Raw genomic sequence first — 12,046 nt, forward strand, 5'->3', positions numbered from 1 at the left:
TCTTATTTTGTATCGACCAAAACTTGTTTGGCAAACATAACAGATACTGTCAGCGTCAGCAGCGATATGATCAGCATGGCAGTTGTCAGCAAAAAAGCCATGCCGGCTGTCTCGGTAGTTAAAGCATCGCCGCTTTCCTGCACCATATTAAGTAAGCGAATAAAGTAGGTGCCGGCACGCCACCCCAAAAGTATAGTTAATAAACCGGCCTCTCCGGCGCCAACTATAAATGCCCATCGTTTACCGCGTTTCAAAAAATGGCCTGCCGTAAGGGCTATAAATCCGCCTATACCTCCTGTTATTAAAGCTGTGTTGGCCTGCTCGCCAGCTATGTCCACGGCTACAGCGCCACACCCTATCAGAAATGCGCCGTAAAAAGCGTACAGGTACGAGATATTTTTATGCATACAAGTATAGTTTAAGGTTAGTGTCTGCAAAATAGCAGGTGATTCTGAAAGTATAGCAAAAAGTATAGATAACTGCCGGAATAACCTACAACTTTTAAGTATAAGTATAGTATGAAGTGCAGGTAATTAACTACAGATGGCAAGAAAGAACGAGATACATGAATTACATGGTGATCCGGCGAAGTCGGCGGAGGTTGCCGGGCTAAGGTATACGTCAGATGAAAAACCCGGCTATACTCGTAAGAAAGCTGGCAAAGGTTACCAGTACCTGGACACAAAAGGAGAGCGCGTAACGGATGAGAAAGTCCTCGAAAGAATAAATAAACTGGTTATTCCACCCGCCTGGACAGAAGTATGGATCAGCCCAAGTGCAAAGGGCCACCTGCAGGCTACCGGGCGAGATACTAAAGGACGCAAACAATACATTTACCACCCTGACTGGAACAAGGCCCGCAACCTGACCAAGTTCGGAAGAATGCTGTCTTTTGGAAAGGCTTTGCCGAAGCTCCGTGAACAGATCGAAAAAGACATCAATTCCAAACACCTGGACCGCAGAAAAGTAACCGCATTGGTGCTTTCTATTATGGATAATGCCATGATCAGGATCGGTAACCGGCAATATGCCAAGTCAAACGATTCTTACGGATTAACTACGATGCGTGACCGGCATGTGAAAATTAACGGCAGCCAGGTAAAATTTACGTTTCGGGGTAAGAAAGGAGTAGAGCATGACATCGACCTGAAAGATAGACGATTGGCACAGCTGATCAAGAAATGCAAAGATATACCCGGCTACGATCTGTTTCAGTATTACGACGAGAATGGCGAGCGGCAGGTACTTGAATCAGGAGACGTGAACGAATACTTGCGTGAAGCCACAGCACAGCCGTTTACTGCAAAGGATTTCAGAACCTGGGGAGGCTCCGTTAGAATGGTAAAGTGCCTCGAAAATGTACTGGAGGAGAACCCTGAGATGGAAAAAGAGAAATGCATTAAAGAAGCCGTTAAAGATGTTGCCAAAGGGTTGGGTAATACCCCAAGTGTTTGCAGCAAATATTACATTCATCCGGAAGTGGTAAACTTGTTCAGAGAAGATAAGCTGCTGAACTACCTTCGTACCCATGATGCCACAAAATCAAAAAATGAGTACCTCTCCGGCACCGAAGAATTGGTGTTAAAGATGCTTCAGAAAGCGGGTTGAGAATTACAAATTACTTTAAGCAACTATAGTTTGAGTGGAATAACTCGTTATTTAGAACTCTAGACTCAGAACTCTTATTAGTTTCCTTCGCGGTCGTAGGCGTGTACTCTTACATCGCGGGTAGTGCGGTTCCTGGCTTCTGTGCCCAGGTTCAGGATGGTGCCTCGTTCTGTGTCGTATACTTCTGTCATTTTGCGTCTGCCTGCTACATCAGAATTGTCAGTTATGGCATCTTCGCCTAAACCTCCATAAATCTTCACAGGTATACTTTTCTTTACAGTACCTTCTACAACAAATGTATCATCGGCAGCCAGACCATGAAGTATAAGTAACTCGGTTTCGGAAGTATAAAAGTTGCGATGATAGATTTGATAAGCAGGGGCTTGAGGGGAAGCAGGTCTTGTAACAGTAACTTCTACTCTTTTATCGTCTAGTCTGTTGATTTTGAATTCCTCCTGCATATCAGAGCCAGCTATAGTTACTTCTTCTGCCAGCAGCTTATACATTTCTTCAGCGGCATCCGGTAACAAATCTCTCCGGCTTTTCAGTTTATCAGTTATCTCTTTGCCAACAAGTTTATAAACCGGAGGTGGCAATTGTAGCACAGCACGTTCAATCACCTCATCTGATAAAGCGGTTTGCATTTGTTTAGCTATCTGCTTCCAGTCAGCGGCAGTAAGTTCATTGAGTAAGCGCTCATCTATAAACCTGGCATTTATCATCAGTGCTTTTACATCGGAAAACTCATTGTTAAAAGTTTGTAGTTTGCGTGCCATAAATCGGCTGGTGGCTATAAACGGAACTACCCCGTCATCCATTTTCAGGAACACCTGATCGCGATCTTTCGGAATCGGCTCAAAGTACGTTTCGGTTCCTTGTTTAACTATAGCCCAATCCCACTGACCTTTATGGCGGTCCCAGTCTCCTAAAAAAACATCGAGCAACCGGGCCCGAGCGAAAGCTTTTTGGTTAAAATGGTGAGTGTTGGTGTTGTATCTTAAATTTAAAGCATCATCTGAGCTGTTAAAATCTAGGACATTAGCCATGGTTGGTTTTCTGTCTGCTGTAGATTTATACTTTTCTTCAAGTATAAAAACTTTGCCTTGTGCCAGCTTGCTGTATTCCCCTAAACTGGTATCGGTTTTAGCTACATAGTATAAAGTCGGATTGGTATGATAAACACCAACAGCCTCAGCAAGTATAGGGACAACCAGCGCGCCATACGGATTGGATGCCGAGGTCTGGTCGCGGAGCACATTGGTAACAAATGTTGGCTTCCAAAAGTCATACAGCACATGTACCGGATCTTTATCAAGGGATCTTAAGGCATACCGCCTGCCAAGAGAATCTTCGAGCTCAAAACTGGTGGTCTGGAAGCCGCCACCTTTCTCTGTTAAGTATAAGCCGCCGTTTAGTTGCTGCATGTTAAACACGGGCACCTTTACAGGCTCTGCCCATACCTGCCGATAATGGTCTCCCCAGAATAAGCGGTGCAACCAGCCGGAAGTATAATGCCTGCCGGCTGTTACCCATACGCTATCAGCTGGGGCAGCTTTTTTAATATGTGCATCTTCCTGGAAAAAGTCTTCATCGGCACAACTGCTCAGCGTTGTGCCGAGCAGGAGCAGGAGTGCCAAGTGCCTTAACCGGAAGTGCATTTACAGCTTAATTGAGATGCCCTTTGTAGTAATTTATCAGGTTTGCCGTGGAAGAATCATGGTCTGCTGTTTTGTTGCTAAGCAATTCCTTTTCTATACTTGTGGCTAGCTGCTTGCCAAGTTCCACTCCCCACTGATCGAAACTATAAATGTTCCAGATTACCCCTTGTACAAAGGTTTTATGCTCGTACATTGCCAGTAAGCTACCCAGGTTGTAAGGCGTAAGCTGGCGAAGCATAATAGAAGTAGTTGGTTTATTGCCTTCAAAAAGTTTGTGTGGCAGCAACGTTTTCAGTTCATCGGCAGCCATGTTTTTCTGTTCCAGTTCCTGGCGTACTTCCTCCTGATTTTTACCGCGCATAAGTGCTTCTGTCTGGGCAAAGTAGTTAGAAAGTAAGAGCGGCTGGTGTTCCCCGATAGGGTTATTGCTCACGGCAGCTGCTATAAAGTCGCAAGGTATAAGTATAGTGCCCTGGTGGATGAGCTGGAAGAAAGAATGCTGACTGTTGGTGCCTGCCGCTCCCCATATTACCGGCTGCGTCTGGTATGTTACAGGATTGCCGTTGCGGTCTGTACTTTTGCCGTTGCTTTCCATCAGCAGCTGCTGCAGGAACTCCGGCAGCAGGCGCATGTACTGGTCATACGGAAGTATAGCATGTGACTGGCAGTTAAAGAAATTGGCATACCAGATACTAAGCAGTGCCATCAGCACAGGTACATTTTGTTTTAAAGGCGCCTCCCGGAAATGCTTATCCATTGCTTCGGCCCCGCGCAGCAGTTCTTCAAACCTGTTATACCCCAAAGCACATGCAATAGATAAACCAATGGCTGACCACAGCGAGAAACGACCGCCTACCCAATCCCAGAAGCGAAAGATATTTTCAGGGGCAATTCCAAATTTCTCAACTTCAGCAGTGTTGGTAGATAAAGCCACAAAGTGCTTACTTACATGTGCCTGCTCTTTGGCATGCTCCAGGAACCAGTTGCGGGCAGTATGGGCGTTGGTAATAGTCTCTTTGGTAGTGAACGTCTTAGAAGCGATTATGAACAGGGTAGTTTCCGGATCCAGTTTTTTCAGCACCTCTGCAGCATCAGTACCATCTACGTTCGATATGAAGTGCACTTCCAGGTTTGGGTGCTGGTAGCTTTTAAGCGCTTCGCAAACCATTTGCGGGCCCAGGTGAGAGCCGCCTATACCTATATTTACTATATGGCGGAAAGATTTACCAGTATAACCAGTTAGCGTACCGTTATGGATGCTGTCGCAGAAAACCTGCATTTGCTGCTGCACGGCACGCACTTCTTTCAATATATCTTCCCCGTCTACCTGTAACTCCCTATCAGTAAAGTTTCGCAGTGCAGTGTGCAGTACAGCACGATCTTCTGTCACATTTATCTTCTCACCCCTGAACATACTTTCTATGGCAGCGGGGACTTCCATTTCTTCGGCCAGTTTTACCAGCAGATCAATTGTTTCTTCTGTGATGCGGTTCTTCGAAAGGTCAAACAAAAACTCTTCGAACTGAAGCGAAAGTTTTTCAAACCGTTGTGGATCTGAAGCAAACAGACTACGCAGGTGCTGGGGCTGCAAATCAGTATAGTGTGCCTGCAGTTGCTGCCAGGCCTCTGTTGATGTGGGCGAGTAATTTTTTAGCATATGTGCCTTTGTATAGGTATGGTTGCTGTCTGCGCTCAACTACTCTTTTTTACAACTATAGGTTGCGGCAGTCAGGGCATGATTATGTTATGAATCAGGCTTAAGGTTTACCCTTAGAGCTAACTACCGTATGTATAAATGAGTTAATGAGCCAGGTGAGATGCCTGTCAATTGTTCTATAAATTTAAATTAGCATGAAAGACCCTAATAAAAGCAGTCAGCAGGACAAAGATAGAAAAAAGCCTATACTACGCGAAGATGATGGGAAACGATTACCGCCCCAGCCTAGTGCGTACGGAGTAGGAAGCGCCCATCGTAATGCAAGACCGGAACAGGAGCCGGATATGCCGCCGCATGAAAGAACAGAAGGTATTCCTTAATCTATATACTTGAAAAACAGCTTTCCTGAGTATAAGCCTGCACTATGTCTATGGACCAGAAATTTCCTTTTTATACGTTGGAAATGCAGGGCGTACTGGACAAGCTACAGACAAAGCTGGACGGATTATCAGATCAGGAAGCTGCTGAGCGCCGGAAATTATATGGCTACAACGAACTTACGGATAAGGAAGGGGTTAGCCCGGTTTATATTTTCCTGAAGCAGTTCGCAGATTTCCTGATCCTGATATTGTTGATTGCTGCTGGTGTGGCCTGGTATGCCGGGCAACGCGTGGATGTTTATGTAATACTGGGAGTAATCTTCTTTAATGCTATACTTGGTTTTCTGCAGGAGTACCGCGCCGAAAAAGCCATACTTGCCCTGAAGCAGATGATTAAGCAACAGGCTATGGTTATCCGGAATTGTAACACGCATCCTGTTGCGGCCCGTGAACTGGTACCTGGCGATATTATAGTGCTGGAAGAAGGGGACAGTATACCTGCCGATGCCCGCCTCCTTTCTCTCAAGAACCTGCAGACAATAGAAGCATCGCTTACCGGTGAGTCACTTCCGGCAGAAAAACAGCTAACGCCTTTACCTTTAAATACCCTTTTAGGAGATTGCAGCAACATGCTCTGGAAAGGCACTTATGTGGCGCGAGGTACAGCTACTGCCGTTGTAACAGCTACAGGTTCCAATACTGAATTAGGTAAAATATCAGGTTCTCTCAGCAGTATAAAAAAAACCAGTACCAACTTCAGGAAAAAGACAGAGCGACTAGCCAAGCAAATGGCCACCATAGCAATCTTTGCCTCTGTTGTTGTTTTTCTTATCGGTTACTTTGTGCGGGGATATGCATTCGACGAAGTTTTACTGATCACAGTAGCATCCCTGGTCTCTGCTATACCGGAAGGCATGCCGGCCGTTATCTCAATTGTACTGGCGATAGGAGCTAAACGCATGGCCGATCAGCAAGCCATCATCCGTGAGTTTACAGCCACCGAAATGTTAGGTTCTGTTTCGGTTATTCTTACAGATAAGACCGGTACACTCACACAAAGCATCCTTACTGTTAAAAGAATATACCTGGGAGATGGATCAGAATATGAGGTAACTGGTAGTGGCTATGTTCCGGAAGGCGAAATCAGAAAACAGGGCAACGTTGTTGTGCCGGCAGATGACGTGGTGCTAAGTAAACTGCTTTTCATTGCCAGGGTCTGTAATAATGCCCGCCTTCACAATTCAACTGCTGTACAACAGAACTGTGCTTCTCCGGAAGTATCCGGTGACCCAACCGAGATAGCTTTACTTATACTTGCCAAAAAAGCTGGGGCAGATAATTATTTGTCTCTGGTTCAGTTAGATGATCTACCATTTAATTCTGATCAGAAATTTAGGGCAACAGCTGTAACACTTAATAACAAACATGAACTACTGTCGGTAGGTGCACCTGAAAAAATACTGGACCTCTCTACCCATATACTTACACCGGATGGAGCTATACTTTTAAGCCATGAAGTAAAGCAGCAGATAAAAGACAGGATGAATGCCTGGGGCGATGAAGCCATACGTATTCTTGCACTTGCTTACAAACCTATAGAACCTCTGGATGGTGAACTTACTGCGGAAGATGTACAGGACCTGGTATGGGTAGGAATAACCGGAATAACGGATCCGCCAAGGGAAGGTGTGCAGGAAGCAGTGGCAGCCTGTAAATCGGCAGGCATACGGGTAATGATGGTAACCGGTGATTATAAAAAGACAGGTGCAGCCATTGCCCGCGAAGTAGGTATCCTGCATAAACATCTTCCTGAAAATAATTACCCTGAAGCAGTACAGGAAGATGATCTTGCTGTAGACGATAATTGTTTTGAAAAACTGGTAAATAATGTAGCTGTTTTTGCGAGGGTGAGTCCGGGTACTAAACTGCGGATTGCAGAACATTTACAGAAACAGGGGCACCTGGTGGCAATGACTGGTGATGGCGTAAATGATGCACCAGCTTTAAAACGAGCTGATGTAGGCATTGCTATGGGTATAAGAGGAACGGATGTTGCCAAAGATGCTGCCCAGATCGTTTTATCAGATGATAATTTTGCTACTATAGTCCGGGCCATCCGCGAAGGCAGAATTGTATTTCAGAATGTGCGGCAATCCAGTTTTTTTCTACTCACTACCAACTTTGCCGATGTATCTGTTTTTATAGTTGCCATTGCTATTGGCTGGCCTTTTCCGCTTACTGCTACGCAAATCCTCTGGGTCAACCTGATAACGGATGGTGTAATGGAACTGGGGCTAGCTGCCGAACGTGGGCATGGCAATATTATGGCGCAGAAACCTGTTCCGCGAGATGCCAACATACTGGATAAATCTATAATACCTTACCTGTTGCTGATGAGCAGTATCATGCTGGTACTTGCTTTAAGTGTTTTTGCCTATTATCTCCCTCAGGATATTGCCTTAGCACGCACAGGAGCTTTTATTGTAATTGCTATGACGCAGGTTTTTAATGCCTTTAACATGCGTTCGCTGGAGCGTTCTTTATTTGAGATCGGGTTCTTTACAAACAAGTATGTAAACCTGTCTTTTATCGTATCCGTGGCATTGCAACTGGTTGTTATTTATTCCTCATTCCTGAACGATATCTTCCGCTTCGAAAAAATGCCACTAACAGATTTGATAGTTCTTTTTATACTTTGCTCTTCTGTAGTCTGGGTAGCAGAAATTTACAAGTACCTGAGCTTTTACAGAGGTAAGGCCGCTAAACAAAAAGTTATACTTCCAGCCTGAAAAGCAAATTTGGAATAGTGTGGTAACAGGTTTATACTTACTTCGTACAGCCATGCATTACCAGTAACTACTAGTATAAGTATAATTTTAATTCAAGCCATATACATTGTGAAAGACAAACCTATTGCGAAGACAGAAGCGAATAAACTACCATCAGCATTACATGCTATGCCACAATTGCTGAAAGGTAAAAAGCCTGCTGTTTTCCTGGATTATGATGGCTGTCTTACGCCGATCGTGCCACGCCCGGAGCAGGCTAAACTTAGTGATCAGATGCGGGATACGTTGCAGAGGCTCTCAGCTCTCTGTTTTGTCGCTGTGGTAAGTGGCCGCGACAGAGCTAATGTGGAGCAGTTAGTGCAACTAAATGAATTATACTTTGCAGGCTCTCATGGCTTTGATATAACCGGACCAGATAATATGCAGACTGAGCCCGGTGGGGCCAAAGAAGCTTTACCGGCTTTAGATGCAGCCCAACAGGAACTGCAGCATAAGTTACAACAGGTAGATGGCGTACTGGTGGAGCGTAAACGCTATGCCATAGCCGTGCATTTCCGGAATGTGCCCGATGAGCAGGTTGACCATGTAAAGCAGGTTACAGAAGATATCATCCACCAGAATCCGCTGCTAAAGAAAGGACTTGGCAAAAAGATCATCGAGCTCAAACCAAACCTGGACTGGCATAAAGGTAAGGCTGTACTCTGGCTGCTAAAAGAGCTGAAACTGGATACACCAGAAATCTTACCTGTCTATATTGGAGATGATATTACAGACGAAGATGCCTTTGCAGCCCTACAGGGTAATGGAGTAGGTATACTGGTTGGCGAACACGATGATCTGACTGCCGCTACCTATAGGCTTGAAGATGTAGATGAAGTTCAGGTTTTCCTGGAAAAGATGATTAAGGAGTTAGAAAGTCAGAAAGTTTAGGAGTTAGTGAGTTAAAGAGTTAACAACTATTACCTTATGACAAAATAAGCCTGTCGCTACTTGAAGTGACAGGCTTATTTTGTTTATACCTGAATTTAAAGCTAAACTCTCTAATTCATAATCTCTTCAACTTCTAAACTAGTCAAAGACTATAACTTTGTCTTTGTGCTTGCTGCGCATGTGGTTTCGGATGATCTGCTGTATGTCTTTGTTGTCGTTGTAGCGGGTAATAGCAGTTTTAAAATCTTCCAGCGTTGAGGCAGAGAAAGTCTCGTCTACAAAGCCGAATCCAAGGTATGTACCGTGCTCTACTACCACCACTGTCTTTTCGCCCGGCTCACGTCCTTTGCTAAGAATAACAAAGCTGTTGTGCTCATAGGTAATCGAATCTATAGCAGCATTAACGCGCATATTATAGGTTTCTGGTCCTTCTTTGCCAATGCAGGCGCCGTTGCACTGGTGCACCTGGTAATCAAAACAGGCACCTGCGGTTTTATACAGATCACACAGCTTCTGGCACAGGTTATACTTGCTCACTTTATGAAACAGAAAACCTTTGGCCTTGTAGTGGTTCGATAGTGCAATAAGCGGCGTCATGCTTACATTATCCGCTTTATTTATACTTCCATAAGTCAGGCGTTTATATCCTTTCTCGTCTTCGTAAACAAAGATGCCGGTATTAAACACACTTCGCCGCTGCTGTCGGTTATAATGCGGTTTCATCCGCTTTATCTCCGCCGACTCATACAACAAAGCGACCAGTTCATTACCCATTAATTCATAGGTGATATCGGCAATGTTGTTTTTAAAATCCAAAGACTTCCTACTCTTATAATCAATATTGAAGTGCTGAATAATGCGCTTTTTGATGTTGATGCTTTTGCCTACATAGATCACCTCACCAGCTTCGTTGTGGAAGTAATAAACACCCGGTACCATTGGCAAAGCATCTACCTGTTCTTTACTAATGTTTGGCGGCAGTAACGATGTTTTGATCTCCTGCTTCAGTACCTGCGAAGTATGTTCGGCAGCCATGTTCATGTTGCCATCCACCACCGGACGGTTGATCTTGATCAGCTTATCGAAAAGTATAGCTGTCGCTTCGGCATCACCAATCGCGCGGTGTCGTTGCTTCAGGTCTATATCTATACTTTTGCAGAGCTTGCCTAAACTATAAGAGGGCAAACCTGGAATAAGTGCACGGCTCAGACGCACGGTACACAAGGTTTTGCGCTGGAAAGTATAGCCCAGGTCAGCAAATTCTTTTTTAATGAAAGAGTAATCGAAGCGTACATTATGGGCCACGAAGATCTTGCCCTCGGTAAACTCTACAATCTCTTTGGCTACTTCATAAAACTTAGGCGCGTCCTGCACCATCTCGTCCGAAATACCGGTAAGCTGCGTTATGAAATAGGGGATAGGGCGCTGCGGGTTTATGAGCGTGTTATACTTGTCCACGATCTTCTGACCGTCATGTATAAAGATTGCGATCTCCGTAATTTTGTCCTGAGCAGGCTGTCCGCCTGTTGTCTCAATGTCAATGATTGCGTACAAATGACTCGGATTTAGGTCTGTTTCTGTAGTAGCGCAGGCAGGTGCCGGCAGCTCTTCTCTTAAACCAATATTTTTAGTAATCCGTTTCAATTTGGTATTCGAACTATAAAGTCTGCAAATCTGTTTAGCAAGTGTGGGAAGTATAACTTTGTCAGGCTGCTTTGTTCTCATCATCGTTCCGCTTGCCACGGCCCAGTCCATTCCATATTTCCTGCAGCCAGTTCGTTACTTTCCGGTGCCGTTTAGGTGCTACATCATCAATATCTGCCAGCAAGAACCCAATCGGTTTTAGCGGCTCATATACATCAAACATCACTTTAAGCATGGCAATAAACGGAATAGATAAGATCATACCGGCAGCACCCCAGATCTCTCCGCCAATAAGTAAGGCAACTATAGCCGCAAAAGGATTTATACTTACTTTGGATCCGACAATATAGGGGGTTATAAAATTACCTTCCAGGAATTGCACAAAAGCAAATACTAACACTACTAACACAGCATCAATTAAATGGCCGGTGGTGGCAAGGGTAAACAACGCGGGTAGCAGTGCCCCGATCATGATCCCGATATAGGGAATGATGGTAAGTATAGAAGCAAAGATTCCGAAGAAGATAGCATATTTCACCCCAAGTATAAGCAGGCCGGCCGAGTTCAGTAATGATACGATCACGATCACGATCATCAGCCCGGAAATGTAACTCTGCACCACGCTTTGTATGTTGGACACCGTCTGCATCATGCTGCTGCGGCGGTCTTTGGCAACAAACTGGAACATGAACTGCTGCAGGTGGTCGCGGTAATATAAAAGGCAGAAAACAAAGATCGGAACCAGTGTAAATGCAGCAATGGCACCGGTAGTAATAGAAATTGTGTTCCCTAAAAAAGTGGTGGCAATATCCTGTAAGCTTCCTACGGCATTGCGCACCAGCTCGCTTTTACCGGAAGGTATGATCCCGAATTTTTTAAACAGGAACAGCTGTACCTTATCTACTAGGTTACCAATGTTATCGCCTATTGTGTCTAGTTCTGATGTTAAGCTGAGTAACTGCACAGACAAAAACCAGATCACAAGCGCAAGTATGACCACGATCAGGACGATGCTTAAAAGTATAGCCAACGGCCTTGGTATCCTGAACTTATATTCCATGTCCCGGATTAGGGGCAACAGTAGCAGGGCAAACAGCATGGCAAACGCAAGCGGCACCAGCACCGACTGAAACATCTGTAACAGCCAGATCAGCAGGATGATACCAAGTATAATAACAGTATACTTAAAATATACAGGCAGTTTTATTTCCATTCAGTAGAACATGTAGCTGTTACAAGCTTGTTTGTGTTTAAGTCAGGCTATTCCTTTGGCTCCTAATATACAAAATTTAGTATATATTTATGCTAAAAAAATTAGCTTATTGTATCAGTAAAATATCTTTTGTTTTGTGAACTGTAAGTGATTTTTTATAGTTGTAT

Annotated in this window: 9 protein-coding genes; 4 read left to right on the forward strand and 5 right to left on the reverse strand. The window is 44.5% G+C overall.

Annotated features, from left to right (window positions below):
* Positions 1-2: 2 nt before the first annotated feature.
* The gene (locus MJ612_RS04320; protein ID WP_187029782.1) at positions 3-407 is read right to left on the reverse strand and encodes a hypothetical protein; all 405 of its coding nucleotides are present in this window, start codon (positions 405-407) and stop codon (positions 3-5) included.
* A 136-nt stretch (positions 408-543) separates the two neighbouring features.
* On the opposite strand from MJ612_RS04320, the gene MJ612_RS04325 reads away from it, so the two are divergent.
* On the forward strand, positions 544-1,608 hold the full coding sequence (locus tag MJ612_RS04325) for a DNA topoisomerase IB (protein ID WP_187029784.1): 1,065 nt from the start codon (positions 544-546) through the stop codon (positions 1,606-1,608).
* A gap of 77 nt (positions 1,609-1,685) precedes the next feature.
* Here MJ612_RS04325 and MJ612_RS04330 read toward each other — a convergent pair whose 3' ends face one another.
* Entirely contained in the window at positions 1,686-3,245 is a 1,560-nt protein-coding gene (locus MJ612_RS04330; protein ID WP_187029786.1) for a hypothetical protein, read from the reverse strand.
* Between the two features lie 28 nt (positions 3,246-3,273).
* A complete protein-coding gene (gene pgi, locus MJ612_RS04335) occupies positions 3,274-4,923 on the reverse strand; it encodes a glucose-6-phosphate isomerase (protein WP_187029788.1) in 1,650 nt (549 codons plus the stop codon).
* Between the two features lie 194 nt (positions 4,924-5,117).
* Between pgi and MJ612_RS04340 the strand changes: the two genes are divergently transcribed.
* The 3 genes from MJ612_RS04340 (at position 5,118) to otsB (ending at position 9,022) form a co-directional block, all read left to right on the forward strand.
* Positions 5,118-5,303: a hypothetical protein gene (locus tag MJ612_RS04340; protein WP_187029790.1), complete on the forward strand. Its 186-nt coding sequence runs from the start codon at positions 5,118-5,120 to the stop codon at positions 5,301-5,303.
* A 50-nt stretch (positions 5,304-5,353) separates the two neighbouring features.
* Positions 5,354-8,092: a cation-translocating P-type ATPase gene (locus tag MJ612_RS04345; protein WP_187029792.1), complete on the forward strand. Its 2,739-nt coding sequence runs from the start codon at positions 5,354-5,356 to the stop codon at positions 8,090-8,092.
* A 108-nt stretch (positions 8,093-8,200) separates the two neighbouring features.
* On the forward strand, positions 8,201-9,022 hold the full coding sequence (gene otsB, locus MJ612_RS04355; protein WP_250419049.1) for a trehalose-phosphatase: 822 nt from the start codon (positions 8,201-8,203) through the stop codon (positions 9,020-9,022).
* Positions 9,023-9,160: 138 nt separating this feature from the next.
* Here the strand turns inward: otsB and MJ612_RS04360 are convergent, their stop codons facing one another.
* Complete coding sequence (locus tag MJ612_RS04360; protein ID WP_250419050.1) at positions 9,161-10,666, reverse strand: exonuclease domain-containing protein; 1,506 nt, start codon at positions 10,664-10,666, stop codon at positions 9,161-9,163.
* 61 nt (positions 10,667-10,727) lie between these two features.
* On the reverse strand, positions 10,728-11,879 hold the full coding sequence (locus MJ612_RS04365) for an AI-2E family transporter (RefSeq protein ID WP_187029794.1): 1,152 nt from the start codon (positions 11,877-11,879) through the stop codon (positions 10,728-10,730).
* Between the last annotated feature and the right edge of the window lie 167 nt (positions 11,880-12,046).

This window comes from Pontibacter deserti (genome assembly GCF_023630255.1).
Lineage (GTDB): Bacteria > Bacteroidota > Bacteroidia > Cytophagales > Hymenobacteraceae > Pontibacter > Pontibacter deserti.